The sequence below is a fragment of the Mucilaginibacter sp. RCC_168 genome (assembly GCF_041355315.1).
GTDB lineage: Bacteria > Bacteroidota > Bacteroidia > Sphingobacteriales > Sphingobacteriaceae > Mucilaginibacter.
The window spans coordinates 1-24841 of the sequence record NZ_JBFUPN010000013.1 but is presented as its reverse complement, the minus strand read 5'-3'; the positions used below and the strand labels follow the sequence as shown (position 1 = coordinate 24841).

Below are 24841 nucleotides of genomic sequence, written 5' to 3'. Positions count from 1 at the left end.
TACTAAAATTTAAAATCTTCGCGTACGGGATCAAATATATCAATCAGTTTACAATCGGTAATGGCCCTGCCGCCATGTATTACATTTGGAGGAATAATGGCATAGGTGCCGGTATCCAATATTTGCGATACACCATCAACTGTTAGCTCAAATTGTCCCTCTACAACAAAAGCGCATTGATGATTAATATGCTGGTGCATTGGTGATACTGCTCCGGCTTTTACCTCTAAAAAGTTGATGGTATTGCCAGGAGTATGAATGATCTTAGAGAAATAACCAGGTGTCATTTCCCTGGTCTCGATGTCTGCAAATTGGTTAAATACTTTGGTGTCCATGATAGTTATGACCTTTAGTAGGTCGAGAGTAAAAGTATAAAAATTACCCTGAACATAGTAAGTGTGTTCGTTTTGTTTTGATCAGGTTACAGTCAGAATAGCAGGCAAAAAATGAAGCATCTAAAACTAAGCCGTATATTTAAGGGTTAATAACATATACCACATTCTACGCTTGATATGGCTTTTATTGATTACTATAAAACACTGGGTCTTACTAAAACCGCTACCGATAAGGATATTAAAAACGCCTATCGCAAGCTGGCCCGTAAACACCATCCCGATCTTAATCCGAATGACGCGGAAGCGCACAAAAAATTCCAGGAACTTAATGAGGCCAATGAAGTGCTGAGCGATCCTGAGAAACGTAAAAAATATGATAAGTATGGTGAGAACTGGCAGCATGGCGAAGCTTATGAACAACAAGCCAGGCAACAGCAAAACCGGCAAGGTGGTTATGGCGGTGGTAGTTTCGGTGGCTTTACTGATGATGAAAGCTTTGGTGGTGGCGATTTTTCCGACTTTTTTAAATCGATGTTTGGCGGTGGCGGCAGCAGGCAAACCAAATACCGCGGGAAAGATTTTAATGCGGAGTTACAATTAACGCTTCAGGATATTGCAGAAACCCATAAACGGACATTGACTGTTAATGGTAAAAACATACGTATTACCATACCTGCAGGTATCGAAAATGGGCAGACCATTAAAATAGCCGGTCATGGCGGGCCTGGTGTAAATAATGGCCCGGCCGGAGACCTTTATATCAAGTTTTCGATACTTGATGATGCCCGCTTTAAACGTGACGGACGCAATTTATACGCCACTGTAAAACTTGACCTTTACACAGCGGTACTTGGCGGCGAAATTACCGCAGAAACGTTGACTGGCAAGGTTAAAGTAAAAGTAAAGCCCGAAACTCAAAACGGTACCAAAGTAAAACTAAAAGGTAAAGGCATGCCCGTTTATAAAAAAGAAAATGAGTTTGGGGATTTGTACCTTACTTATGATATCCAGATACCGGTTAACCTTACCGAGCAGCAGAAGCAGTTATTTAAAGAGCTTTCAAAATCATGATATAAGTTTAAAGATAATGAAAACACGAGATTTAATATCAGTAAATGATTTTTGTTTGTATCACAACGTGGAGTACACCTTTATAGAATCGTTATATGAGGCTGATTTAGTAAAAGTTACCTTAATTAATGAAACCACTTATATACCTGGAGAAGAACTTCGGAAGCTGGAGAAACTGATCAATCTTTATCAACTGGATATTAATGTGGCGGGTATAGAAGCCATCAGTCATTTATTGCACCGTATGGAAAAAATGCAGGATGATATGCAAAGCCTGAGAAATAAATTAAGATTGTATGAGGGTGAATAAACGGAAACAAACCTCTATTGTAAAGGCGTAAAGATATATTGTTCATTATAATCTATCTCAAAGTGTTCAAGGAATAATTTGTATTCTTCCAGGAAAGATTTCTTTCGATGATGCTCTTCTTGGTTTTCTATATATTCTGTAACATCTTTTATGTGTGAGCGTGAATATGAGAAGGCGCCGTAACCTTCCTGCCATCGAAAAGTTGACGGATTAAAATTTTCTTTATTTATCCATTCGGATGAATCGCCTTGACGAAAATGCTCCGATAGGAGCAAAATGTCGGTAGAACAACGATTATTAATATGGGAATTCGTGCCGTAGGTACGAAACTAAAGCATGGTGGCTTACTCCATATATTTCAGCATCATCCGTTCGCTTACAATATTTGCGTCTTCTATTACCGAATCCGGATAGCCCATGGACTCTAATATGGCAATACCGTTGCGGCTTTTAAGCAGTCCCTCTTTCAGCTTGTAATCAAACACCAGGACTGCCCCCGATTTGGAATCTTCAAAAGAATAGATGGCAAAATCCTCATCGAGTAATTCGGCCAATTCAAGATCGTGGGTTGATACAAAGACAAAGTTTTGGTTGGCCGTGATATAAGATAATACCGATTTTGCAGCAGCGATGCGTTCAATAGTATTGGTGCCTCTAAAGATCTCATCAATAATAACCAAACTTTTTACCTGTTCCACCTCGTTGCTTCGGCTCATAATAGTTAATATGGATTGTGCCTGCGCCTGGAAATAGCTTTTTTGCTCCTCAATACTATCGCTGGTTTTAATACTGGTTTGTATCTTTAAAAAAGGTGCTTTATATTCCCTGGTGCAGCTGGTAAACAGGGTTTGAGCCAGCAGCGTGTTAACGGCGATGGCTTTAATAAAAGTTGTTTTGCCCGACATGTTTGAACCGGTTATCAAGGCACCTTTATCTGCACGGGTATATAATGAATTGGTAACGCATTTATCAATCAGGGGATGATAAAGGTCGGTAATATTCATTTGGGCGTCGGTAGCGATAAACTGGGGCTTACTATAATAAGGTAAACCCTCCCTTACTGATTGGATGGCTACCAGCATATCAATTTCAGCTATATATTGATAAACCAGTTCAATATCTTCCCGGTATTTTTCAATGTGTTTTATAGAGCTGGCATAAATTCGGGGCTCTAATAAAAATAATGTTTTAATGAGTTGAAAAACAGCATAACTCAAATCCCCAGCCCCATTGATCAGTTTACTTTCTAAATTGATGATGCTTAAGGAACGTTTTAGTCCTAACAGATTTTTCAAACTATTTTTAACAGGCTCATTATCATCCAGGCCAGAATGTTTTACCAGCCATACTGCTACGTTGTGCATAATAAGCAATTGGGGTAGCGAGTTGGTATAGGCGCTTATTTTTTTCTTGTTAGCGTAATGTAAAACCACATTATAACCTACAAAAAACAATAACAATAAAATACTAATGGGATTTGGGTAAACAACCAGCGATACAACGAGTGCCACGATTACCAAAGGTACAAACCTGATATAAAAGTTCATGATCGGCACAAACATCGATTCATGCGTTTTTAAAAACAGATCGGCAATATAATAAGCGTAGGTATTGTTGAGTTTTGATAATTGCAGCTCAATCAATTCCCTGTTAGGCCTATCCTTATTAATGGCTTCAACCTTGGCATCAAGCTCCAGTAGCTTTTCACGATTTGTTTCCGGAAAATGCAGCTTTTTATACAAGTATTGTTTGCCGGGTTTTGAACTCGTTCTGTCTATATAATTAAAAACACTTTTCAGGTCAATGTCTTCAGCGGTAACATCTGGTAACCTGTCCCAGCCTTTATCGGCATTTAAGTAGGTTTTAATCAAATCGAAATTACGCCTGGTATTTACAGGTTTACCCCATTTGCTTTTTATTTTATCAAGTTTTTTTTCTTCGGCACGTAATTTACCATAGTAAGAGCTTATCAATGAAAACCCCAAAACAATAGCCAAAAATAGCAGTGTAAATAAAAAGTAATACATGCCTTAAAAATAAATAAAATAAAATAAACCCCAAGTGATATTTATAGTCTATAAATATAAAATAACTACAGTGTTAACTTAATTTTTGATTTATGAAAGTTATCAAATTTTCGGTCATAGTTTTTGCATTACTATTTTCAGTTCAGTTTGTAAAAGCTCAAAGTATATCTATAGGTGCTTCATTTGGTCATTATCCACGTTCGCGAGTGGTTGTTGCCGCTAATTATCCGGCATATGGTTACTATGACCGCCCTGTATATTATGGTTATGCACGCAGGGTTTACTATGACCGTCCATATTATTATCCGGGCCGCTACTATGCCCGCCCAGTTTATTACAGGGTGCATCGTCATTACAGGTGCTGGTAAAATACAAAGAGCCCGAATTATTAATTCGGGCTCTTTGTATTTTATATACTATCTGTTGCCGCTCAAAAAGCGTTGCAATGCTTGCTGGGTAAAGTCAGAGAGTACCAGTTGGCCACTAATGGCTGCACGCTGGGTTAATAATTCATCCCAATCATCTGTACCCTCCCATAATATCTGTTTTAGCCCGATGAGCGCGTCAGGATGATAGGATGCTAATTTTTCGGTAAGTTCAACTATTGCAGAATCAAGCGAAGCGATATCTTCATATACTTCATTATACAGGCCATGATCCTGGGCCCATTGAGCAGTTTGAAAATCGGATGCCCGGATAGTTAACTGCGAAAAAGCGGGCAAGCCAACTTTGCGGGTCACGGCTGGCGATATAACAAAGGGCCCGATGCCAATGGCCAGTTCACTTAATTTAATAGATGCAAAGCCCGAGGCCAGGCAATAATCGGCGGCGGCAGCAAGGCCTACTCCTCCGCCAACCGCTTTTCCCTGAACACGGGCAACAATTATCTTAGACGATTTACGGCAGGCATTGATAACTTTGGCAAAGCCCGAAAAGAACAAAGCCCCAGTTTCTTTATCTTTTATTTGCAGCAGCTCATCAAAACTGGCACCAGCACAAAAAGTACGGTCGCCGCCGCTTTTTAAAATGATAACCCGTACTTCCGGATCATTCCCCGCTTGTATTATATATTCGGTAAGGTCATTTAAAAGACCGGTTGGCAATGAATTTTGTGCAGGATGATAAAAACTAATAGTCGCAATACCATTCGGGCTTTTTGTAAAAGATACGTTCCCATTATCAGTAGCGGGCATAATTTTAAGGTTTATTTAAAGAAAATGCGACGATTTAATCACCGCCTGTCAGCCCAATATCAGAAGTATTTGGCTTACCTGCAATTTTCGTTTAAAATAGTTTGTCAAACAATCAGAGGTAGTTCAAAGTAAAAAGTGGCTCCTTTACCTAATTCACTCTCTACGCCTATTTTGCCATGGTGGTTGTTAATGATCTCGTCACTGATATAAAGTCCCATACCCAAACCGCCGGTGATATGTCTTTTATCCTCAACCCTGTAAAAACGCTCAAATATACGACCTATCTGCTCTGCTGATAAACCTATACCAAAATCGGTTACCGATACGCGTACCAAATTATCCTTAACAATGGTTTTCAGAATGATCCTCTTATCAGCCAATGAGTATTTTACGGCATTATTTATGAAATTCATCAAAACCTGCTCCAATCGCTCGGCATTACCCATTACGCGGATGCCAGGCTGTAGCTGACTATCAAATTCATACAAAGGATAAATGTGTTTTGAGTTTTCGGTAACCTGCACCATCAGGTCAGATAAATTGATCTTATCCAGGGCATATTCAAGTCTTCCGGCCTGTATTTTACTTACATCAAGCAGATCATTAATGAGGCGCTGCAATTTGTTAATGGCCACGCTTGCTTTTTCGATGTACTGCTTTACTACAGGCGGTATCTCTTCCTTTTTATACGAAGTAATAAGTTGCAGATAACCTTTTAAACTGGTTAAGGGCGTGCGGAGTTCATGGCTGGCAATGCCAATAAATTCGTCCTTTCTATCCATCTCTCTTTTCTGATCTTCAATATCGGTAGCCGTACCTACCCAAAAAATGATGGCACCCTTATCATCCCTCAAAGGAACTGCCCGGTTCAGGTGCCAGCGATAGGTATTATCCCAGCGTTTGTAACGGTTCTCCACCTCAAATATATGACCGGTTTTTAACGCTTCAATATACTTATCCAGGGTATTTGGCAGATCATCAGGGTGAACTACATGCTGCCAGCCCCAGCCAACAGTTTCACCGTAACGGGTCCCGGTGTAGTTGTACCATTGCTGGTTATAAAAATCCACCTCGCCGGCAGGCAGGTTTGTCCAGGTCATTTGAGGGATATTGTTTGCCAGCAGTTTAAAATGCTCACGGCTTATCAGCAGGTCATTAGTGCGCGCCTTAACGGTATCTTCCAACTCATTATTGAGTTTTTCGGCAGCATTTTGGGCCGCCAACAGCTGTTCGTTTTTTATTTTTAGTTCCCATTCCGTTTCTTTTTGACTGGTAAGATCGGTCAGGATCAAACTTAAGGCAATGCCTTCATCCAGATCAAGTGTAGTACAGGAAAGCAAACAAGGTGTTAACTTTCCTTGTTTATCGGCCAGTAATATTTCACCCTTACAATCTTCTACCCAACCTTTTTGCATCAGATCGTTAAATTTTTCGACGGATATCTCCGGAATAAAAGAGGTAAAATTTAGCCCAATCACCTTTTGAAGAGGTAAGTTCATCATAGCTGCAAACCGCGAATTACTGTAAAGGATAGTGCCTTCACGGTTGAGTGTGACCGCTCCTTCGTTCATCTTTTCAATAAAAACACGGTAAGTTTGATCGGCTGTTTTTAGAGTGTATAACTGATGTCCGTCGGCTCCGTTTACAATAAGCGCGTCAATCTGGCCGGTACGAATAGCGTCAATGGTATCATTAGCTTCCTCCAGCTGTATCCGAAGTTCTTCATTCTGCTGCAGTAACTCTTCATATGTATATTTAACCGGTTCCATTAATTTTCTGTTTGTAAACCAAGACCTTTTAATACTTTAACCGTGTTTGACATATCTCCAATAAGCCGCCGCTCCACACCCGGTGTCTTTTTGATGAGCATAGGTAAAGCGATGATCTGCTCCCGCTCAACAATTAATGGCTGCTGATAAACATCTATTATCTCCAGGTTATAATTACCTTTTAAATGCGTTTCGCAAATATCCTTGAGATTGGTAATAGCCCGCGATGAATTGGGCGATGCACCTGTTATAAACAGGCGTAAATGGTACACCTGTTGTTCCTGCTCATTTAAATAATTATCTTCAGATAAAGATGACTGATCCTTTTTGGCCATTTTTTATGGTTTAACGTGGGCGTATATCTAAGCCTACCAATACTTTTTCTTCATTTGACAGATCTCCGATTATTTTACGGATAGGCTCCGGAACTTTGCGCACCAACGTAGGGATGGCAAATATCTGGTCGCCTTCGGCCAATTGTGGTTTTACTAAAAGGTCAATTACTTCAATAGTGTACTGCCCCTTTAAATGTTCTTCGCAATATTTTTTAAGATTAGATAACGCGGTGGCGGATTTTGCTGTTTTGCCAGCAACATATAATCTTAACTCATAATTTATTTCTTCTGTTTCCATTATTTCTTCTTCTTTGTAGGACTTTCCTCTTTTATCCCCCTTCTCATTTTCGTTATCTCATCCCGGTTTTTATCCATTATTTGTTGTTTTAGCTCGTCTTCGTAATATATTCTGTTCAGCTCCTCCTCTACAGATTCAAACTCAGCCTGTAAATTGGAGATTTTAGCTTCCAGTACTTTACGTTTACGGTTAATCTCTTTGTCTTTTCGTAATACGGCAAAATCGCGTAGCGCTACTCCGGTTCTTTCTTTAAGCTGTTGCGCTTCCCGGGCCGATCCTGTTAAAACGCCTTCGGGACCCAGGTAAACATCCACTAAATCCAGCCCTTTGTCGGTTATAATAAATTCACGTACCTGGTTTGAATGTTTCATCCCGCGCGATTTCATGATGTATAAACCACGGTTACGCTCGCCGTTGTGTTCAATATCGCGTACCAGCATCCAGGTATCAACCAATGATGATACGCCCTCGTCGGTTTGTTCATTTACCACGGTATTGAGCGATAATGCGGTGAACATCACCGTGATCTGCTCGTTCTGTAAAAAGTCTATCAATCGTACCAGCATCGATTTCACTTCACTTACCGAGCCTACGGTAATTAGGTTGGTTATCGGGTCTAATATTACCGTTGCTGGTTTAAATTGCTTGATTAGTTTATAAATAGCTACCAGGTGCATTTCCAGCCCATACAAGGTGGGGCGCGAAGCGTGAAATCGTAATAGCCCGCTATTAACATAAGGCTGCAGATCGATATTAATCGATTTCATGTTGCGGATAATCTGGTTAGGCGATTCTTCAAAGGCAAAATAGAGACATTTCTTTTTCTGTTTGCAAGTTTCGGCCGCAAAATAAGCCCCGATACTGGTTTTGCCGGTTCCGGCAGTTCCCGAAACTAATATACTGCTTCCATGAAAAAAACCCTGCCCGCCAAGCATATAATCCAATGCAGGGATGCCAGAGGATACTCTTTTGGAAGAAACCGCTTTTTCGAGCACTAATGAAGTCACAGGTAATACAGAAATACCATCCTCGTCAATTAAAAACGGGTACTCATTGGTGCCATGCTGTGAACCCCTGTATTTTACAACACGGAGGCGGCGGGTTGAGATCTGATTGATAACCCGGTGGTCAAGCAGGATCACACAATCTGATACATACTCCTCTAATCCTTGTCGTGTTAAAGCACCACCATCTCCTTTTTCGCCGGTTATAATGGCTGTTACGCCTTTATTTTTAAGAAATGCGAAAAGCCTGCGCAATTCTGCCCGTAAAATAGTTTGATTGCTTAAACCCGAAAACAGGTTTTCGATGGTATCGAGCACTACTCTTTTGGCTCCAATGCTATCAATGGCATGACCTAATCTGATAAACAATCCTTCCAGATCGTATTCACCGGTCTCTTCTATCTCACTCCGGTCAATGTGTACATGATCTAATTTTACTTTTTTCTTATCCTGTAATTCATAAAGATCAAAACCAAGCGAAGCTACGTTCAGCGCTAATTCGTCGGTTTTTTCTTCAAAAGCCATAAAAACACCCGGTTCATTAAACATGAGCGCCCCACGAACTATAAACTCAAGTGACATGAGGGTTTTACCGCAACCGGCTTCCCCGCAAATAAGCGTAGGCCGGCCCTGAGGTAATCCCCCACCGGTTATTTCATCAAGTCCGTTGATGCCTGTAGGTGTTTTAGGCAGCGATTTTATATCGGTTTGTTGTTGTTTTTTATGAGATTTAGTCATTGTAACAAGTGTTTTTTTCAATCCCCCTAATCATGTTAATCCGGGGACTGAAGGTTATTTTCATGCTAAATGGTTAATAAATGCTTATCGGGCTTAAATTGTTTTAAGCCCCGGTAATTTATAATAGCATCTTTAACAGAAATTGATAATATTGGTTTTGTAGGGTACGGGAAAAGTACATTCCAAAACTTCAATAATAAATAGAATTATGCTACTAAGGCTTAGGGTTGATTTATTTTAATTAAAAAACATTAACTCATTTGTTATGTTTATTAGTTATAAAAATATAATCATGGGAACTTTACAACATATACAACACCAGATATCGGCACTTAACGATCTGATTAAAATAAATAACGACCGTATAGCAGGTTATACAAAAGCTAATGAAAACACCAAAGAAACAGGCTTGAATTTGCTTTTTAAGGAATATATTGATCAAAGTAAAAGCAATGTTTCGGAACTAAGAGAGTACATCCACGTGTTGGGTGGTGACCCTACCGATGGTACTACCTTATCCGGAAAATTGAATAATACCTGGATAGATGTTAAAGCTGCTTTCGGAAGTAAAGACCGACAAAGCATTTTGGCTGATTGTGAACGCGCTGAGGATGTTGCCAAAAAAGCCTACAGGGCAGCACTGGACGATAAAGAGCTGATATGGGAAGATCAGCAGGTTGTATTTATTCTTAAAAAGCAGCTGGAAAGTTTAAGGGTTGCCCATGATACCATTAAAGCCTTACGCGATGCAGAGGTCAGTGCATAATATTTTGCACTGATACAATTAAGAGAACTAATCCGATGGATTATTGACTAATAGCCGGTTTTTCCGAAATAATGCTGTCTACAACAAATACACTTACGCCGCGCCATGGTAAGGCATGCAGATATTGTTTATAGTGTAATTCCAGATAGGAACCGGCACTGCTGCTTAATTTTTGGGCAACTTTCTCGTCGGTAACAGAAAATATAAATTCGTTTGAGGAGATATTACCGCCTCCCTGTGGTGTTTTTATACCGCTTTGTATTAGCCGGCCTTCGTAGGTTTTAAAGAGATATCCTTTTTTTACAAAGTAGTTCATGGTGCCAGCCTTTGCGCCTTCGCCAAAAACAAAGAAATAACGCTGGTAGGAAAACCCGGCGATCAATACTAATATTACGACTAAAATAATTGCTTTGGTGCGGCCTTTCATATAGATATATTTTTATCTAAACTACAAAATAAAACTAAGAGTCAGGAATCAAGAGTTAAGAATCAGGAAAAACAGCATAGTAAGATCATACTATTGTTAAATATAAGAAAAGCAGTTTCTTGTCTTGACTCCTGACTCTTATCTCTTGATTCTCATCAATTATTACCAACAGGAGTGAGTTTTACATTTTTGTATGATGAAAGCATGAAATTTATCAGGTCGATAATATTTAACGGGGGCTCGTTGGTGTTGATGCTCAGTTTCTTTTTGCTGTCAACAAAATCAATAGCAAAGTAGTAGTTTGGCGCGTCAACCACCTGGTTGCCTTGCTGCCAGTCGTTCATTTTTTTTAGCTCGCTATGCTTTAGCCAATAGTTTAAAGTATCCAGCTGACTCTGACTTAATTTTCCGGTATAATCGCCTTTGTATGGTGCAGCGTGTTCGCCTGCTTTTAGATGATAATCACCATTCGGCCATATTTCGATACCCAGCTGTGGGCAGTCACCAAAGCAGGTGGATGATAAAAAATAGAGCTTGGAGAATTTGATGTTTTTATCGTAGCTGTTTTTGAAGTTCAGGAACTCGTAAGTAATAGTACCCGCTAATTTGATGGCATTGGGTTCAACAGCTTTTAAATACATGCGATTATAGTCGGCGTGTCTTATTAAAAACTTGAAATCATCGCGGTGTTGTTGCTTAAAATTATCGGCACTGCTCCTAAAGATATCAGATAAGATCAGCGTATCATTCACAATGACATAATGGTCTTTAATACCAGCGTTTCCCACAAAATTATAATATACTTTTTTGTCGGCGAAGTAAAGGTGGCCCAGGTCTTTGGTTATCCAGCGTTCGGCATCAATCTGTACTTTTTGGGCGAATGATGAGGCTGAAGTCAGCAGAAATAACAGCAGGTAGAGTTCACGTTTTACCATTGGGGCATATTTTAGGGGTAGATGAAATTTGGCTAACGTTTTAAAAACTTACAAACTCATATAATATTTTGTTAATGATCCGAAATCATCAAACTTCAATGCGTAATCGTCTGTTTTGCCAAAACCATAGGTCACAAATATAAACGGTATCCCTGCCATACGTGTCTGCTCAGCGTCACCATTGGTATCACCAATATAAACCGGATGCTTTAGCTGGTGCTTGTCAATCAGCAGTTGCATGTTATGATGTTTGGGCATATTGTTTTGTCCATAAGCCATGGAGTCGGTAATATCATCTTCAATTTTAGCCCAACTTATAAATAAAGGGATAATACCTATGGCACAATTACTGAGTATAAAGAGTTTGTATTTAGTTGCCAATTGTTTGATACCTTCAGTCACCCCCTCGTACATGACGCCGCCGCTGGTGGGGAGTATCTGCCGGCGTGTTTCATTTACATCCATATAAATACCCTGTGCCCTGTCGTCATCAAAATCGGGCATGAGTACTTTGGTTAGTTTTTTACCCTCCATGCCCATCAGCTGCATCAGATCATTACGATCGATGACACGTTGTATACTCATTTTTTCGAATACGAGATTCCAGGAATTGGCGTAGGTATCAACGGCATCCCAAAGGGTTCCGTCCATGTCGAATATCAGACTATCGGGTTTCTGCATACAAGGAATATTGTTTTTTGCTAAGATGTAAAATTTACACCAAGCATAAAACAGAAGTTCATGTTTTCTTCATTATTAATCTTCACCTTAGCAGTGTGATAAGGTTAATGTGGGCCAGCTTAGCAGGAGGTTGGTTCCATAGGGCCTCTACCGTAAAAGGTAGGGGCTTTTTTTATGCCCCAATTTTAGCACTTTGAATTTATAGTAATAATCTGATAATAAGACAATTAAATTGTAGCTAATGTCTCATTATTTCGAAATCAAACATCCTAAACCCCAAATCAGATGCTGATACTATCGCCTATTTGGTATACTTCATGAAACTTTATGCCCAGTTTGTCAAAATGTTTCACGTAAGCACCATATCTTTTCTGAATGAAGAACGTTTTGGCATAGCCATCATGAACGGGTAATATCTGGCGGGGATGCAGCTTGTCGGCAAAGGCGGATATCATTACTTCGCTGGCAAACGGGGCCATGGTTATCATAATCAATAACTCTATTCCTTTGAATTTCAATAATTTATCTTCCATTGAGTCGACCGGGTGCAGCACCCTATCGTTGATCACAAAGCCCGTCATTTGAGGTAAAGGGTTATCCATGATCAGTGCGTGCTGTACCGGAAAAGCCTCCAATTTAAAGGGGCCGAAGTGCTCCACCCCTTCTTCCAGGAGTAAATATTTTATTCCGGCGTTATCTAACTGCTCACCAACTTGACTATTTGTGACCACCTGTGCGCCACTAATCGCAATAATTTTTTGTAAAATATCTATTACAAAATGATCCGGATGGATGTGGGTAATCACTACAATATCAACATCGGCAAACATTTCTGGGTTTACCAGCCCCTCGATAAAAGAAATATCACCGGGATCAAATAAAATCTTATAGCCATCAAGCTCAAAAACGAGACACGAATGCAGGTATTTTGATATTTTCATATAACTGTTTTATTATCAAGTAGTTAGTATCAAGTATCAAGATTTTTGAATACCTCGTGAAGCAAATGTAGCTGTCGTGATACTTGATACTAACTACTTGATACTAATCTCACAACAATTCATTTGCCAAATTGGCCAGTTCGCTCCGCTCCCCCTTTTGCAGGGTGATGTGTGCATATAATGGGTGTCCCTTGGCTTTGTCTATCAGGTAGGATAAACCGTTGCTTTCTGCATCCAAGTATGGTGTATCTATCTGGTAAATATCGCCGGTAAAAACAAATTTGCTGTTTTCGCCGGCACGCGATATAATGGTTTTTACCTCATGTGGAGTCAAATTCTGGGCCTCGTCTACAATAAAAAATATCTTGCTCAGCGTACGACCTCGGATAAAGGCAAGCGGGGCTATCGATATTTTATCATTAGTTACCAGTTCATCAATTTTGGCCTGCATTTTTTCATCGTCCATAAACTGGTCTTTTATAAACTTCAGGTTATCCCATATCGGTGCCATATATGGATCAATTTTAGATTTGATATCACCAGGTAAAAAACCGATATCCTTATTACTTAAAGGTACAATAGGGCGTGTAACAAAAATTTGACGATAATATTTTCTCTGCTCCAACGCACTGGCCAGGGCCAGCAAGGTTTTACCTGTGCCAGCGTTGCCCTGTATAGTTACCAGTTTAATATCGGGATGTAATAAGGCATGAATAGCAAAAGCCTGCTCAATATTTTTGGGTAATATGTTAAATACCGGTTGTTCAATAACTTTTTCGAGCTGGCGGGTTTGGGTGTTATAAAAACCAGGCACATCGCTGTTTTTACCTTTTAATATGTAGAAGTGATTATTGGTATATGATGTGATATGCAAACTTTCGGCGGGTAGGTTTTCATGCTTGTTGAGCTGGTTGATCAGCTTTTCGGTTACCTTATTTACATCCGTTTGGCCGGTATATAATTCATCCAGATTTTTGATCTTGCCGGTTTCATAATCTTCCGCGTGCAGGTTAAGCGCCTTGGCCTTAAGTCGCAGGCATATATCTTTAGATACCAGCACTACTTTTTTTTCAGGGTTCTCTTCCTGTAAACCTAAGGCCGCGTTTAGGATGCGGTGATCGGTTTTATCAGAACCAAATACTTCCTCAGCATCAACCGCGGTGGTTTTAACGTCCATCGCTACTTTGAAGCTGCCTTTACTTTTGCCGTTTAATGGGATCCATTCATTTACCAGGCTATTGCGCGACAGATCATCCATGAGGCGGATAAAACTGCGGGCTTCAAAATTGCGAGTATCGTTACCATTTTTTTTATTGTCCAGTTCTTCCAGCACCTGTATGGGTATGGCCACGTCATGTTCCTGGAAATTCTGAAATGCGTTGTGATCGTAAAGGATCACTGAGGTATCTAAAACAAATATTTTATTACTTCCAATAGTCCCGTTCTTACCATCTTTATTCATATCCGACTAATTTAAGGAATCTGTTTTTAGTTTCAAGCACAAAGATGATCTTGGATTTTAAAATTCGGATGTTCGATTTCGGATTTATTTTGATTTAGAATTTAATGTTAAGATTTAGAGCTTAATATTTCGGATTTAGATTTTAGAACTTAGGATTTAGATTTTACCTCCCTGTCGGTTTTGTTCTATTTTATTTTTTGATATCGTAGCAATTTTATCAAAAAATAAACGCCATGACATCATCAATTTTTAACAATAGCAAAATACGGCGATGGCTTATTCCTCTTATAACCATTGCAATCCTGGTTTATCATCATGCGGCTTACGCTCAAAACCCACCTTTGACCGGTAAGGCCCTGTTCGAAAAGAAATGCGCTACCTGCCATGGGAACGATGGCACGAGAGGTCGTTGGGGAGCCAAGAATTTACAACTCAGTAAATTAGATAATAATGAATTGCTTAACACCATTAGTAATGGCCGTGGCATTATGCCCAATTGGGGCAAAAAACTATCAATCAGCCAGATAAGCTCAGTAATTGAATACATTAAAACATTAAGAAAGTAAACCATGATCAAGATGAATATGACAACTCTGATTTTAATAATCACAGCAACAGCCACCGCCTTAATTGCTGGCTTGTTTTACGGATATACCTGCTCTGTAAATTTAGGATTGGGTAAACTGACCGACCGCGAATACATTGCCGCCATGAACTCCATCAACGTGCAGATTTTAAACCCGCTGTTTTTTGCCAGTTTTATGGGGACGCTATTGTTGCTACCACTAAGCGCATACTTAAATTATACTCCGGGGATGAATACGCGCTTTATACTGCTGGTCAGCGCAGCTCTGGTTTACGTTATTGGTGTATTTGGCGTAACCATGTTTGGAAATGTCCCTTTAAATGATGCTTTAGCCCGGCTCAATGCAGAAACCGCATCAGCTAAGGACCTTTCGGCATACCGGACAATGTTTGAGGGACCCTGGAATTTTCTGCACAACATCAGGACCCTGGCCAATGTAATAAGCCTGATATTAGTTATTGTGAGCTGCTGTTGCGAAAGTAAGTAAGCTGGATGGATCCCAAAACCTTATAAATACGAAAACGGGAGTCTTTTCTTTCGAATTGAGCTCCCGTTTCCCAACCACTGTTCTGCCGTAGCATCCCAGTAGCATCAAGTTTTGTGTATCATCACCGACATGATCTCGTCCGTCGTTCTCTCGAACTGTCGACTCCTTCAATGTCATTGGTTCAGTTGCGGTTCTCCGTGAAGTTCCTGCATTTCCCCAATACCTCTTTTAATCACAATCTTTTTTCAAAGACTTTCGTTTTATCATTTTTTCATGTGACTCAGGCACTTCCTTGATCTTTAGTTCCCCCGAAGGTTCACCCGATTCAATTTCTGTAATCCTGAAAGGCTGTCAATGTACGTCGTTCTTGATGATTTCAATATCGGGACATATTGGTAATTCTGCAAGAGTTTTATTTATTTTTTATTAACACTTTATTAACATTTGAAATTAACTTATAAACATTTTCTAAATGCTGATTTACAGACAATTATTTATCTATCGTTGAAAAACAGCAATGGTTACAAACAATGTAATTATTCACACCAAATGAAAAAATTAGCAATTATCGAACTTTTAAAAATGCCTAAAATGAATAAATGATTGGATTTATTTGATAAAAGAGCACTCGTAATGTCCGATTAATCGCACAAAAAAGGCCGCTCCAAACGGAGCAACCTCTCTAAAAAACCAAACTAACTACTCTATGAAAACAATCTTTAATTATTTGATAGCTATTTCTCTTGATTGAAATTTAGCTTCTTCTTTTTTGGTTATAGTAAGCCTCAATACGCCATCAGTGTAATCAGCTTCAATTTTTGAATGATCGGCGCTTTCTGGTAAAGTGAATGACCGGCTGAAAGAGTTGTAGCTGTATTCGCGTTTGCTGAATTTTTTAGCTTCTTCTACGCTTTCGCTTTTCTTTTCGGACGAAACGGTTAATACATTCTTATCCAAATTGATCTTAAAATCTTCTTTCTTTAAACCAGGTGCAGCCAATTCAATCTGAAATTCGTTTTCAGTTTCGGCAATGTTTACTGCAGGTACACGGGCAACTAATTTATTACCGATATATGAGTCGTTCAATAAAGAATCTAATACATCATTGAAAAATGGGTTTACCGCGTTATTTTTTAATCCGTTGTTGAATTTTACAAGTGTCATTTTTAATATCTCCTTTAAGTTTTTGTTTTTGTTAACTTCGTAAGCTATTAATCAAGTGTTGTACCAAGCGATAAAATCAATAAATAAGCGACAGTTTGTCACTTTAATTTGATTTCATGCAGACAAAATGACCTAAATGAGCGAAAAACTAACAGATTACAAGTACAAAACGGCCATCCCCATCCGTTTTTCAGATATAGATGCCTTCGGACATGTAAACAATGCCGTGTACCTAACCTATTTTGAAATAGCCAGAAGCAATTACTGGAAAGAGATCATCAACTGGGATTGGAACCATGCTGGTATTATCCTGGGCCGGTCAGAGATCAATTACCTGAAACCCATTACTATTAATGACCAGATAGCTTGTTACGTACGCACCGTACGCATTGGCAACAGCAGCTTTGATGTAATGCATGTGCTGGTTAAGATAACCGAACAAGGTGAAGAAATTGTAACTACCGGCAAAACGATTTGCATTAGTTATGATTACAGCGCCAATAAATCGGTAGCTATACCAGCCAATGAGCGCCGCAATATGATCGAGTATGATGAGCCAAGGTTGATTTTGAATACGAATTAAAATCAGATGTGCAGATATGCAAATGTGCGGATGTGCAGATGCCGGATCATATCCGTTTTATCATCTGCACATCCGCACATCTGTAATCTGCACATCAAAATATCTTCCCCGGATTTAAGATCCCATTAGGGTCAAATACTTTTTTGATGCCTTTCCACAGGGCAAAATGAACATCGGAGTATTTTATCGGCATAAATTCTTTTTGAACCAGGCCTATTCCGTGTTCGCCGGAAAGTGTACCGCCTAATGATACGGTTAGTTCAAAAATTTCACGGATGCCGAATTTGAGTTTGTTATTCCAGTCGCTATCACTCATTTTGGCCTTGATGATATTTACATGCAGGTTGCCATCACCGGCGTGTCCATAACAAACTGATTCAAAGCCATATTTGGCGCCCACTTCTTTGATGCCTTTGATGAGTTGTGGCAATGCAGCGCGGGGCACCACCGTATCTTCCTCTTTATAAATTGAGTTTGATTTTACCGATACTGCCATGGTACGGCGCAAACGCCAAATTTCTTCTTTTTGTGCTGATGAATCGGCAAACAGCACATCGCTGCAATTGTAGTTCTCTAAAACGGCATTGATCTTTTCACAATCGGCAAATATCACATCCTGGTTGTTGCCGTCAACCTCAATCAGTAAAAAGGCCTGAACATCATCTTTCAGATCAAATGCAATATCGTCATGCTCTTTTACCCACTCCACTCCCCTGCGCTCCATAAACTCCAGAGCCGACGGTACAATTCCTGCCCTGAATATGGCTGATACCGCAGCACAGGCCGCTTCGTTGGTTGGAAATGAAGCCAGCATCAAAGCATCAATTGTTGGTAACGGGATCAGTTTAACTACAATTTTGGTAATAATGCCCAAAGTACCTTCTGAGCCTATTATCAGTTGGGTTAAATTATAACCCGCTGCATATTTAAGCGTGTTTGCGCCCGTCCAGATGATCTCGCCCGAAGCCAGAACTACCTGTAAATTCAATACATACTCGCGTATGGTGCCGTACTTAACCACCCGTGGCCCACCTGAACCATGCGACACATTGCCCCCAATAAAGCAACTACCTTTGCTGGCCGGGTCAACCGGGTAAAGCAAGCCTTTGGCAGCAGCCTGGTTCATAAATTCCTCGGTGATCACGCCTGGCTCTACTGTTGCCTGCAGATTTTGCTCATCAATCTCTAATACTTTATTAAAGCGCTCCATGGCTATCAGCAAACCTCCTTTAACGGGTAAAGCCCCTCCACTTAACCCTGTGCCGGCCCCGCGGGGTGTAACCGGGATGCGGTGCTTATTGCATAGCTTTAATAAGGCGGCAACTTCTTCAGGAGTTTGGGGTTTGGCAACAACTTCGGGGTAATAAACCAGATCCTCGGTTTCATCGTGACTGTACTTTTCAAGATCGTCATGCTGCACAATAACCGCGTCGGCACCAACAATGGCCATAATGGCTTCAATTACAGGTAGTGTTATAATATTATAATTCATGTTGTTGGTGGATAATTAATAGTAACGCTTGATTGGGCTACACGTCCTGTTAATGGGGGATTTAATTTTTTTACAGTTACTTCAATAGTTTTTACAAACGGATACTTGCTTTGAATACGATTGGTAATGGCCTGACCAACCGTTTCTATCAGTTTGCTGGGAATCTTCATTTCTTCGCAGGCTATGATATATATTTTTTCATAGTCCACCGTGTTATGCAAACCGTCTTTTAAGTCTGCTGCCGGCTCGAAACCTACCGCTATGTCTACCAGAAAACGGCACCCTATTTTTTGTTCCTCCGGATAAAATCCGTGATACGCAAAAAACTCTGCACCCTGCAAGGCTATGTTTATCATACTCCAAAAGTAATTGATTTTTTGATTTAGCAGGCCCGTTTATGTCCCTGAATCTTTAAAATTTAACAGAAATGACCTACCGGAGATTTTTTTTAAAAAAATATAATTTGCAAAAAGCAGGTTTAAACAATCTAAACATAGTTTTTGAAATAAAGTGGCTCCTGGTATTCAAAAACCGCTATTTAGGCTTCCTCAACTCCATCCTAAATCATCTATATTTGCCCACCAACTATAACATTATGGCTAAAACAGATCTGTATGAATCGCCTGATTATTATCAATTAGATGAACTGCTAACCGAAGAACATAAGCTCATTCGGTCATCCGTACGCGACTGGGTGAAAAGAGAATTAAGCCCCATTATTGAGGATTATGCGCAAAAGGCCGAGTTCCCCAGTCAACTCATAAAAGGCCTTGCCGAGATAGGCGCCTTTGGCCCAACCATACCTGTTGAATATGGTGGAGCCGGCCTGGATTATATGGCTTATGGCATTATTATGCAGGAAATTGAGCGTGGTGATTCGGGTATCCGGTCTACCTCATCTGTTCAGGGATCATTGGTGATGTATCCTATTTACGCCTATGGTTCTGAGGAACAACGTAAAAAATATCTGCCCAAATTAGCATCCGGGGAAATGATCGGCTGCTTTGGTCTTACCGAGCCAGATCATGGATCAAACCCGGGCGGCATGACCACTAATATGAAAGATGCCGGCGACCACTATGTTTTAAATGGCGCCAAAATGTGGATATCCAATGCTCCATTTGCCGATATAGCCGTTGTTTGGGCTAAAGACGAGAGCGGCAAGATTCGTGGCTTGATCGTTGAACGTGGCATGGATGGTTTTACTACCCCTACTACGCATAATAAATGGTCGTTGCGGGCATCGGCCACCGGCGAGCTGGTTTTTGACCATGTAAAAATTCCTAAGGAAAACCTATTGCCTAATGTCGCCGGCTTAAAGGGGCCATTGGGTTGCCTTAACCAGGCGCGTTATGGTATTGCCTGGGGAGCGCTGGGTGCAGCCATGGATTGTTATGATACCGCCTTGCGTTATTCTAAAGAACGTGTTCAGTTTGGCCGCCCTATTGCCGGTTTCCAGTTACAGCAAAAGAAACTGGCCGAAATGATCACTGAGATCACCAAGGCCCAATTATTAGTTTGGCGTTTAGGGGTACTTAAAAATGAGAACCGGGCAACCGCCGCTCAAATATCTATGGCCAAGCGTAACAGCGTAGAAACCGCCATAAACATTGCCCGTGAAGCTCGTCAGATACTGGGCGGTATGGGTATAACCGGCGAATATTCAATTATGAGGCATATGATGAACCTGGAATCAGTGATCACTTATGAGGGTACTCATGATATTCATCTGTTGATAACCGGTATGGATATCACCGGGGAAGACGCTTTTAAATAAATATGCAGATTGTCTGAATCAGAATTTTCAGAATTATTGAATTACCAGAATTCCAACTGATTAATTCTGAAAATCCTTAAATTCTGATTCAGACAACTTTTTCCGATAAAAATTTAGCATACCATTTTCCGGACTCCTTAACAATACGCTGTTGTGTGGTATGGTCAACATAAATGAGCCCAAAACGGGGATGATAACCTTCTGCCCACTCAAAGTTGTCTGTGAGCGTCCAAACAAAATAGCCGTTTACTTTACAGCCTTCATTTTTTGCCTTTAAAACCTGGCGTATATAGTTTTGCAGATAACGCAGTCGCTGTGGATCATTTACTTTACCCTCCTCCACCACATCCGGAAAAGCAGCACCATTTTCGGTAATAATAATGCTTTTTATACCCGGATAAGCGTCAAACTTTTTGATCATATGATAGATAGAGGGCGGATAAACCTCCCAGCGCATTGCCGTCAGCTCGTCAACCTTTCTATCCTCCGCCTTTACCATTTTGGCGTTGATGTAAGGGGTAAAAAAGGAATATTTAACAATCTCGCGGGTATAGTTCTGGATCCCTATAAAATCAAAATCAAAACGCATATTGTCTTCGTCGCCAGGCAGCATATATTTTTGCATGGTCTTGAGGACAGGTAACTCTTTTACCGGATAGCCCAAGCCTAAAATAGGTTCAATAAACAAGCGGTTTATGAGGGCGTCGGCCCTTACAGCTGCGGCAACATCACGAGGTTTATTGGTAGCAGGGGTAATTTGTGAGCAGGAAAACGTAGTGCCTATTTGTGCTTCAGGTAATAATTTTCGCAATATTTTAGCACCGGCTGTTATGCTGAGCACCACATGGTGTATGGCCGGAATAAAGTTCCGGATGCCGCTCCTGCCGGGGGCATGGATTCCAAAAAAATAACCCGCACCTGTAAAAACAACAGGTTCGTTCATTACCATCCAGTGTTTTACACGGTCGCCGAAGCTTTGTGCGCACAGGGTAACAAATTCGCTGAACCAGCTAACTACATCCCGGTTTGTCCATCCTCCTTTTTGTTCCAGCACCTGGGGCAAATCCCAGTGATAAACGGTAACCCAGGGTTCCACACCTTTTTCAATGCAATAGTTTATAACCCGGTTATAATAATCAATACCTGCTTGGTTTACCTCGCCTATACCGTTTGGTAAAAGGCGCGACCAGGATATGGAAAACCGGAAATTGGGAATGTGGAGTTGTTTGATGAGGTCGATATCTTCCTCGTACCGGTTATAAAAATCGCAGGCAATGCGGGCATGGTCAGCATTGAGTATTTTGCCTTTTTTGGCTGTAAAAGCATCCCATACCGATTCACCTTTGCCATCGGCATCAGGTGAGCCTTCTATCTGAAATGCGGCAGTTGAAACGCCCCAAATAAAATCGGGGCTAAAGAGTTGTTGGCGGAGTGTTGTATCCAGATCAGTTAGTTCCATTCAATTGAGCTACGCAAAGCCCAAAATTGCGATTATATTTATGAAAGAAAAACTTAACGGACAATTTAGTGTATGAAAGATGATCTCATACTTCTAAGAATCATCCATTCACGAACACTGCTGATCAATCTTGAAAAAACCGTGATGAATTTCATAACTATGCTTTTTAATATATAACCCAAAGGTAAGATGCAGGTATAACCTAATTGTAACAGTTATATTATCATATTATTAAACCGCAATATATTACGGTTTAAACGAACAGGTATGTTTTATTTAAAGTTAGTAATTTATTGTGATACAAGTACTTATTTTAATGAATTAGTTTTTTATGCTTTATGTTATAGCCTAAACAGAAAAAACAGACAAGGTCCTGATTTTGAGTTTTGCAATTTAAGCCGGATACTTGTTTCGTCTATATATTTACCCCATGAAAACACACCTGACCAAACTGTTCAACTATAACCGTTTTGCCAATGATCTGCTCCTGAAAGCTATAATAAACGCTAATGTGCCCCCTAAACCGTTACAGCTGTTTGCGCATCTGTTAACAGCCGAGCAGGTTTGGTACGACCGTTGTCATGGCTTGCCAAACAGGTTCACAAGTCCCTGGTTTGATCATACCATTGAAGAGTGTGTGCAGCTGGTTACCGAAGGTCATGGTCTATGGATGAGCTATTTAAATGAACTAACTGACGCTGATTTTGATAAAATAATTAAATATCAGAATTTCAGAGGTGACCATTTACAAGACACACTGGCAGATATATTAACCCATGTAATTAATCATGGTACGCACACCAGGGCGCAAATCGGTCAGCAATTAAAATTAGCTGGTGCAGAAAGTTTACCAATTACTGACTATAGCTACTATTTAAGATTACTAAGAAGCGACATTTAACCTGTTTATTTGCCATATTTGCCAGTACATACTTCTATTGAGAAAGAGACCTATGAAAAAATTTAGTTTAGCCATTTTAACAGCTATTGTTCTGTTGGGCTGTGGAGATAGTAAAAAGCAGGAAAAATTGCTTTTGGACAGTGTTATTGCTGTTCATGATAAGGTAATGGCCAGTGACGAGCAGTTGATGAAAAATAAAATGATTCTGGATAGCATCATCAAAAATGCACCAACTACCGTAAACATAGATTCGGCCAAAGCCTATTTAAAAATAGTTGACAATGCCGATGACGCTATGAGCGATTGGATGCATAAATTTGATGCGGAAAATAAAGGTAAATCGCACCAGGAGATCATCGATTATTTAACCGATCAGAAAAAGAAAATAGCGGTTATTGATTCGCAGATCAACAAAGCAGTTACCATTTCTAATAAATATCTCAATACAACCCCTAAAAAATGAAAAATATCGTCTGTGCATTTATTATAATCGCATTTTATAGCGCCTGTAAGCAAGGGGGCAATAATACTACAGCAACCCTGCCTATTTTGGGCAATCGGGAACCGGTTACCAAAACAGTTGATGGCAAACAGGTTACCGATACGGTTTACTCCACCATACCGGCATTTAAATTTGTGAACCAGTACGCCGATACCATAACGGGTAAAAGTTTAGATGGCAAAATATATGTGGCCGATTTCTTTTTCACCACCTGCCCTTCCATCTGTCCGGTAATGCACCGTAATATGCTTAATGTGTATAAAGAATTTAAGGCTGATGATAACTTCAAGATCATATCCCATACCATCGACCCTAAATATGATACCGTTCCGGTATTGAAAAAATATGCCGACAAACTGGGCATCAGCGGCAATACCTGGTGGCTTTTACATGGTACCAAAGAAGAAACTTATCAGATAGCCAAAAACTACCTGGTATCGGTACAGGAAAAAAATCCGCAGGGAGAATACATACATGACGGTTACTTTATTTTAGTCGACAAGCAAAAAAGGCTCCGTGGCACCTATGATGGCACCGATCCGGCGCAGGTAACAAAACTCATTGCCGATATTAAAACCTTAAAAACCGAACCCGACCAGGTTGCAGCTAAATGAAATTAGCATTTGTTACAGGTACAGTCTTATTATTTATCGTAGCTGTGGTGGCCTCGTGCCAGAGCGATGAACAGGTGGAGTTTAATCGTTATTATTCTGGGGGTAGTGTCTTATACCTGGCCCACTGCCAAAATTGTCATGGCGAAAAAGGCGAAGGCCTTCAGTCGCTGATTCCGCCGCTTACCGATTCTGTTTTTTTGAAACAGAACCGGTTGTCACTGGCCTGTTATCTTAAAAACGGATTAAAAGGAAAAATAACCATAGCCGGTCGTGAGTTTGAAGGTGAAATGCCTGCCGCAGCGGATCTGTCGCCTATTGAGGTTGCCAAAGTATTAACCTACGTTACCAACTCATTTGGCAATAAGCAGGGTTTGATCAATCTGCAGCAGGTTCAGGCTGATCTGAAAGAGTGTAAATAGACAAAGATGTTCTTCTTTTTAGCTAAAGATATGAATATACCCGTCTCTTTCGAAATGATTGAAAGACACCTGGGTGCGCAACCGGCCGGATTTTCGATTGTTAAGATCAGTGACTATGAGTATAAGTTCCTGGCCGATTATTCATTTGGAACCCTGATTATGAAAGGCGCACCATCTATGGTTGAAGGGATAAAAGTATTTGGAACCTTTAAACCGGGCGAAAGAACAACATCAGTAATGTTGGAAGCCAGACCAAGAATGGAGTTATTCATTATCATATTGCTCTGGTTAATTGTAGCATCCAAAGTATTGCCAGGAAGCGATACTATGCCTTGGTGGGTAAACGTAATATTTCCTGTATTTTTAATCTGGACCTGGTTCCTTTACCGGTTCCAGGAAAATAGGTTACGCTCAAAAGTTGAAGCATATTTAAGTGCTATAAAATAATAGATAAAATAATAATCGTTATTCCGCAGTCGCTCGGCTCCAGCCCACAGGTGTTGGGAAGACGAATGGATAACCTTAACTTTAGGGGTATATGCGAGTACCCGACTTGTTGAAGTTG

30 protein-coding genes are annotated in these 24841 nt (G+C 40.3%); 13 read left to right on the top strand and 17 right to left on the bottom strand.

Annotated features, from left to right (window positions below; genetic code table 11):
• Positions 1 to 2: 2 nt before the first annotated feature.
• Entirely contained in the window at positions 3 to 335 is a 333-nt protein-coding gene (locus AB6735_RS13635; RefSeq protein ID WP_370996399.1) for a cupin domain-containing protein, read from the bottom strand.
• A 177-nt stretch (positions 336 to 512) separates the two neighbouring features.
• Here AB6735_RS13635 and AB6735_RS13630 point away from each other — a divergent pair, with 177 nt between their 5' ends.
• Positions 513 to 1406, top strand: coding sequence for a DnaJ C-terminal domain-containing protein (locus AB6735_RS13630; protein ID WP_370996398.1), 894 nt, complete (start codon positions 513 to 515; stop codon positions 1404 to 1406).
• A gap of 16 nt (positions 1407 to 1422) precedes the next feature.
• Positions 1423 to 1716, top strand: a complete 294-nt coding sequence (locus AB6735_RS13625; RefSeq protein ID WP_370996397.1) for a chaperone modulator CbpM — start codon at positions 1423 to 1425, stop codon at positions 1714 to 1716.
• 14 nt (positions 1717 to 1730) lie between these two features.
• On the opposite strand, the gene AB6735_RS13620 is transcribed toward AB6735_RS13625, so the two are convergent.
• Positions 1731 to 1991: a transposase gene (locus tag AB6735_RS13620; protein WP_370996396.1), complete on the bottom strand. Its 261-nt coding sequence runs from the start codon at positions 1989 to 1991 to the stop codon at positions 1731 to 1733.
• 69 nt (positions 1992 to 2060) lie between these two features.
• A complete protein-coding gene (locus AB6735_RS13615; protein ID WP_370996395.1) occupies positions 2061 to 3743 on the bottom strand; it encodes a hypothetical protein in 1683 nt (560 codons plus the stop codon).
• A 92-nt stretch (positions 3744 to 3835) separates the two neighbouring features.
• Here AB6735_RS13615 and AB6735_RS13610 point away from each other — a divergent pair, with 92 nt between their 5' ends.
• A complete protein-coding gene (locus AB6735_RS13610; protein ID WP_370996394.1) occupies positions 3836 to 4111 on the top strand; it encodes a hypothetical protein in 276 nt (91 codons plus the stop codon).
• A gap of 48 nt (positions 4112 to 4159) precedes the next feature.
• On the opposite strand, the gene AB6735_RS13605 is transcribed toward AB6735_RS13610, so the two are convergent.
• The 5 genes from AB6735_RS13605 to kaiC form a co-directional block, all read right to left on the bottom strand.
• Positions 4160 to 4936 (bottom strand): enoyl-CoA hydratase/isomerase family protein, encoded by a 777-nt coding sequence (locus tag AB6735_RS13605; protein WP_370996393.1) that lies wholly within the window; start codon positions 4934 to 4936, stop codon positions 4160 to 4162.
• Between the two features lie 104 nt (positions 4937 to 5040).
• Positions 5041 to 6705, bottom strand: a complete 1665-nt coding sequence (locus AB6735_RS13600) for an ATP-binding protein (RefSeq protein ID WP_370996392.1) — start codon at positions 6703 to 6705, stop codon at positions 5041 to 5043.
• Positions 6705 to 7040 (bottom strand): circadian clock KaiB family protein, encoded by a 336-nt coding sequence (locus AB6735_RS13595; RefSeq protein ID WP_370996391.1) that lies wholly within the window; start codon positions 7038 to 7040, stop codon positions 6705 to 6707. Before AB6735_RS13595 ends, AB6735_RS13600 begins: the two co-directional genes overlap by 1 nt.
• A 10-nt stretch (positions 7041 to 7050) precedes the next feature.
• On the bottom strand, positions 7051 to 7338 hold the full coding sequence (locus tag AB6735_RS13590) for a circadian clock KaiB family protein (protein WP_370996390.1): 288 nt from the start codon (positions 7336 to 7338) through the stop codon (positions 7051 to 7053).
• A complete protein-coding gene (kaiC, locus tag AB6735_RS13585) occupies positions 7338 to 9080 on the bottom strand; it encodes a circadian clock protein KaiC (RefSeq protein WP_370996389.1) in 1743 nt (580 codons plus the stop codon). The genes AB6735_RS13590 and kaiC overlap by 1 nt, the downstream gene beginning before the upstream one ends.
• A gap of 292 nt (positions 9081 to 9372) precedes the next feature.
• Here kaiC and AB6735_RS13580 point away from each other — a divergent pair, with 292 nt between their 5' ends.
• Positions 9373 to 9846: a PA2169 family four-helix-bundle protein gene (locus AB6735_RS13580; protein ID WP_370996388.1), complete on the top strand. Its 474-nt coding sequence runs from the start codon at positions 9373 to 9375 to the stop codon at positions 9844 to 9846.
• 40 nt (positions 9847 to 9886) lie between these two features.
• Here AB6735_RS13580 and AB6735_RS13575 read toward each other — a convergent pair whose 3' ends face one another.
• The 5 genes from AB6735_RS13575 to AB6735_RS13555 all read right to left on the bottom strand — a co-directional run bounded on the left by AB6735_RS13575 (position 9887) and on the right by AB6735_RS13555 (position 14292).
• Positions 9887 to 10273: a hypothetical protein gene (locus tag AB6735_RS13575; RefSeq protein WP_370996387.1), complete on the bottom strand. Its 387-nt coding sequence runs from the start codon at positions 10271 to 10273 to the stop codon at positions 9887 to 9889.
• Between the two features lie 155 nt (positions 10274 to 10428).
• Positions 10429 to 11208 (bottom strand): DUF6438 domain-containing protein, encoded by a 780-nt coding sequence (locus AB6735_RS13570; RefSeq protein WP_370996386.1) that lies wholly within the window; start codon positions 11206 to 11208, stop codon positions 10429 to 10431.
• A 48-nt stretch (positions 11209 to 11256) separates the two neighbouring features.
• Complete coding sequence (locus AB6735_RS13565; RefSeq protein ID WP_370996385.1) at positions 11257 to 11889, bottom strand: HAD family hydrolase; 633 nt, start codon at positions 11887 to 11889, stop codon at positions 11257 to 11259.
• Positions 11890 to 12170: 281 nt separating this feature from the next.
• Positions 12171 to 12830 carry an MBL fold metallo-hydrolase gene (locus AB6735_RS13560; protein ID WP_370996384.1) on the bottom strand — a complete coding sequence of 220 codons (660 nt, stop codon included), beginning with the start codon at positions 12828 to 12830 and terminating at the stop codon, positions 12171 to 12173.
• Between the two features lie 109 nt (positions 12831 to 12939).
• Positions 12940 to 14292 carry a PhoH family protein gene (locus AB6735_RS13555; RefSeq protein ID WP_370996383.1) on the bottom strand — a complete coding sequence of 451 codons (1353 nt, stop codon included), beginning with the start codon at positions 14290 to 14292 and terminating at the stop codon, positions 12940 to 12942.
• A 233-nt stretch (positions 14293 to 14525) separates the two neighbouring features.
• Here AB6735_RS13555 and AB6735_RS13550 point away from each other — a divergent pair, with 233 nt between their 5' ends.
• The gene (locus AB6735_RS13550; protein ID WP_370996382.1) at positions 14526 to 14858 is read left to right on the top strand and encodes a cytochrome c; all 333 of its coding nucleotides are present in this window, start codon (positions 14526 to 14528) and stop codon (positions 14856 to 14858) included.
• Between the two features lie 18 nt (positions 14859 to 14876).
• A complete protein-coding gene (locus AB6735_RS13545; RefSeq protein WP_370996381.1) occupies positions 14877 to 15365 on the top strand; it encodes a DUF1772 domain-containing protein in 489 nt (162 codons plus the stop codon).
• 723 nt (positions 15366 to 16088) lie between these two features.
• Here AB6735_RS13545 and AB6735_RS13540 read toward each other — a convergent pair.
• Positions 16089 to 16529 (bottom strand): Hsp20/alpha crystallin family protein, encoded by a 441-nt coding sequence (locus tag AB6735_RS13540; RefSeq protein WP_370996380.1) that lies wholly within the window; start codon positions 16527 to 16529, stop codon positions 16089 to 16091.
• A gap of 136 nt (positions 16530 to 16665) precedes the next feature.
• Between AB6735_RS13540 and AB6735_RS13535 the strand changes: the two genes are divergently transcribed.
• The gene (locus AB6735_RS13535) at positions 16666 to 17112 is read left to right on the top strand and encodes a thioesterase family protein (RefSeq protein ID WP_166086605.1); all 447 of its coding nucleotides are present in this window, start codon (positions 16666 to 16668) and stop codon (positions 17110 to 17112) included.
• Positions 17113 to 17206: 94 nt separating this feature from the next.
• On the opposite strand, the gene AB6735_RS13530 is transcribed toward AB6735_RS13535, so the two are convergent.
• The gene (locus AB6735_RS13530) at positions 17207 to 18604 is read right to left on the bottom strand and encodes an FAD-binding oxidoreductase (RefSeq protein ID WP_370996379.1); all 1398 of its coding nucleotides are present in this window, start codon (positions 18602 to 18604) and stop codon (positions 17207 to 17209) included.
• A complete protein-coding gene (gene folB, locus AB6735_RS13525) occupies positions 18601 to 18960 on the bottom strand; it encodes a dihydroneopterin aldolase (protein ID WP_370996378.1) in 360 nt (119 codons plus the stop codon). Before folB ends, AB6735_RS13530 begins: the two co-directional genes overlap by 4 nt.
• Before the next feature lie 239 nt (positions 18961 to 19199).
• On the opposite strand from folB, the gene AB6735_RS13520 reads away from it, so the two are divergent.
• Positions 19200 to 20381: an acyl-CoA dehydrogenase family protein gene (locus tag AB6735_RS13520; RefSeq protein WP_370996377.1), complete on the top strand. Its 1182-nt coding sequence runs from the start codon at positions 19200 to 19202 to the stop codon at positions 20379 to 20381.
• Positions 20382 to 20469: 88 nt separating this feature from the next.
• Here AB6735_RS13520 and AB6735_RS13515 read toward each other — a convergent pair whose 3' ends face one another.
• Complete coding sequence (locus AB6735_RS13515) at positions 20470 to 21840, bottom strand: GH1 family beta-glucosidase (protein WP_370996376.1); 1371 nt, start codon at positions 21838 to 21840, stop codon at positions 20470 to 20472.
• Positions 21841 to 22270: 430 nt separating this feature from the next.
• Here AB6735_RS13515 and AB6735_RS13510 point away from each other — a divergent pair, with 430 nt between their 5' ends.
• The 5 genes from AB6735_RS13510 to AB6735_RS13490 are packed head-to-tail and all read left to right on the top strand — an operon-like array spanning position 22271 to position 24723.
• Positions 22271 to 22741, top strand: coding sequence for a DinB family protein (locus AB6735_RS13510; protein WP_370996375.1), 471 nt, complete (start codon positions 22271 to 22273; stop codon positions 22739 to 22741).
• A 52-nt stretch (positions 22742 to 22793) separates the two neighbouring features.
• Complete coding sequence (locus AB6735_RS13505) at positions 22794 to 23204, top strand: hypothetical protein (protein ID WP_370996374.1); 411 nt, start codon at positions 22794 to 22796, stop codon at positions 23202 to 23204.
• Positions 23201 to 23857 carry an SCO family protein gene (locus tag AB6735_RS13500; RefSeq protein ID WP_370996373.1) on the top strand — a complete coding sequence of 219 codons (657 nt, stop codon included), beginning with the start codon at positions 23201 to 23203 and terminating at the stop codon, positions 23855 to 23857. The genes AB6735_RS13505 and AB6735_RS13500 overlap by 4 nt, the downstream gene beginning before the upstream one ends.
• Positions 23854 to 24276 (top strand): cytochrome c, encoded by a 423-nt coding sequence (locus tag AB6735_RS13495; RefSeq protein ID WP_370996372.1) that lies wholly within the window; start codon positions 23854 to 23856, stop codon positions 24274 to 24276. Before AB6735_RS13500 ends, AB6735_RS13495 begins: the two co-directional genes overlap by 4 nt.
• A 30-nt stretch (positions 24277 to 24306) precedes the next feature.
• On the top strand, positions 24307 to 24723 hold the full coding sequence (locus tag AB6735_RS13490) for a hypothetical protein (RefSeq protein WP_370996371.1): 417 nt from the start codon (positions 24307 to 24309) through the stop codon (positions 24721 to 24723).
• Positions 24724 to 24841 lie beyond the last annotated feature (118 nt).

Excerpts from the sequence above, each read along its gene's own strand:
- AB6735_RS13635 (WP_370996399.1), bottom strand. The coding sequence starts at position 335 with ATGGACACCAAAGTATTTAACCAATTTGCAGACATCGAGACCAGGGAA.
- AB6735_RS13630 (WP_370996398.1), top strand. The coding sequence starts at position 513 with ATGGCTTTTATTGATTACTATAAAACACTGGGTCTTACTAAAACCGCT.
- AB6735_RS13625 (WP_370996397.1), top strand. The coding sequence starts at position 1,423 with ATGAAAACACGAGATTTAATATCAGTAAATGATTTTTGTTTGTATCAC.
- AB6735_RS13615 (WP_370996395.1), bottom strand. The coding sequence starts at position 3,743 with ATGTATTACTTTTTATTTACACTGCTATTTTTGGCTATTGTTTTGGGG.
- AB6735_RS13610 (WP_370996394.1), top strand. The coding sequence starts at position 3,836 with ATGAAAGTTATCAAATTTTCGGTCATAGTTTTTGCATTACTATTTTCA.
- AB6735_RS13605 (WP_370996393.1), bottom strand. The coding sequence starts at position 4,936 with ATGCCCGCTACTGATAATGGGAACGTATCTTTTACAAAAAGCCCGAAT.
- AB6735_RS13600 (WP_370996392.1), bottom strand. The coding sequence starts at position 6,705 with ATGGAACCGGTTAAATATACATATGAAGAGTTACTGCAGCAGAATGAA.
- AB6735_RS13595 (WP_370996391.1), bottom strand. The coding sequence starts at position 7,040 with ATGGCCAAAAAGGATCAGTCATCTTTATCTGAAGATAATTATTTAAAT.
- AB6735_RS13590 (WP_370996390.1), bottom strand. The coding sequence starts at position 7,338 with ATGGAAACAGAAGAAATAAATTATGAGTTAAGATTATATGTTGCTGGC.
- kaiC (WP_370996389.1), bottom strand. The coding sequence starts at position 9,080 with ATGACTAAATCTCATAAAAAACAACAACAAACCGATATAAAATCGCTG.
- AB6735_RS13580 (WP_370996388.1), top strand. The coding sequence starts at position 9,373 with ATGGGAACTTTACAACATATACAACACCAGATATCGGCACTTAACGAT.
- AB6735_RS13575 (WP_370996387.1), bottom strand. The coding sequence starts at position 10,273 with ATGAAAGGCCGCACCAAAGCAATTATTTTAGTCGTAATATTAGTATTG.
- AB6735_RS13570 (WP_370996386.1), bottom strand. The coding sequence starts at position 11,208 with ATGGTAAAACGTGAACTCTACCTGCTGTTATTTCTGCTGACTTCAGCC.
- AB6735_RS13565 (WP_370996385.1), bottom strand. The coding sequence starts at position 11,889 with ATGCAGAAACCCGATAGTCTGATATTCGACATGGACGGAACCCTTTGG.
- AB6735_RS13560 (WP_370996384.1), bottom strand. The coding sequence starts at position 12,830 with ATGAAAATATCAAAATACCTGCATTCGTGTCTCGTTTTTGAGCTTGAT.
- AB6735_RS13555 (WP_370996383.1), bottom strand. The coding sequence starts at position 14,292 with ATGAATAAAGATGGTAAGAACGGGACTATTGGAAGTAATAAAATATTT.
- AB6735_RS13550 (WP_370996382.1), top strand. The coding sequence starts at position 14,526 with ATGACATCATCAATTTTTAACAATAGCAAAATACGGCGATGGCTTATT.
- AB6735_RS13545 (WP_370996381.1), top strand. The coding sequence starts at position 14,877 with ATGACAACTCTGATTTTAATAATCACAGCAACAGCCACCGCCTTAATT.
- AB6735_RS13540 (WP_370996380.1), bottom strand. The coding sequence starts at position 16,529 with ATGACACTTGTAAAATTCAACAACGGATTAAAAAATAACGCGGTAAAC.
- AB6735_RS13535 (WP_166086605.1), top strand. The coding sequence starts at position 16,666 with ATGAGCGAAAAACTAACAGATTACAAGTACAAAACGGCCATCCCCATC.
- AB6735_RS13530 (WP_370996379.1), bottom strand. The coding sequence starts at position 18,604 with ATGAATTATAATATTATAACACTACCTGTAATTGAAGCCATTATGGCC.
- folB (WP_370996378.1), bottom strand. The coding sequence starts at position 18,960 with ATGATAAACATAGCCTTGCAGGGTGCAGAGTTTTTTGCGTATCACGGA.
- AB6735_RS13520 (WP_370996377.1), top strand. The coding sequence starts at position 19,200 with ATGGCTAAAACAGATCTGTATGAATCGCCTGATTATTATCAATTAGAT.
- AB6735_RS13515 (WP_370996376.1), bottom strand. The coding sequence starts at position 21,840 with ATGGAACTAACTGATCTGGATACAACACTCCGCCAACAACTCTTTAGC.
- AB6735_RS13510 (WP_370996375.1), top strand. The coding sequence starts at position 22,271 with ATGAAAACACACCTGACCAAACTGTTCAACTATAACCGTTTTGCCAAT.
- AB6735_RS13505 (WP_370996374.1), top strand. The coding sequence starts at position 22,794 with ATGAAAAAATTTAGTTTAGCCATTTTAACAGCTATTGTTCTGTTGGGC.
- AB6735_RS13500 (WP_370996373.1), top strand. The coding sequence starts at position 23,201 with ATGAAAAATATCGTCTGTGCATTTATTATAATCGCATTTTATAGCGCC.
- AB6735_RS13495 (WP_370996372.1), top strand. The coding sequence starts at position 23,854 with ATGAAATTAGCATTTGTTACAGGTACAGTCTTATTATTTATCGTAGCT.
- AB6735_RS13490 (WP_370996371.1), top strand. The coding sequence starts at position 24,307 with ATGAATATACCCGTCTCTTTCGAAATGATTGAAAGACACCTGGGTGCG.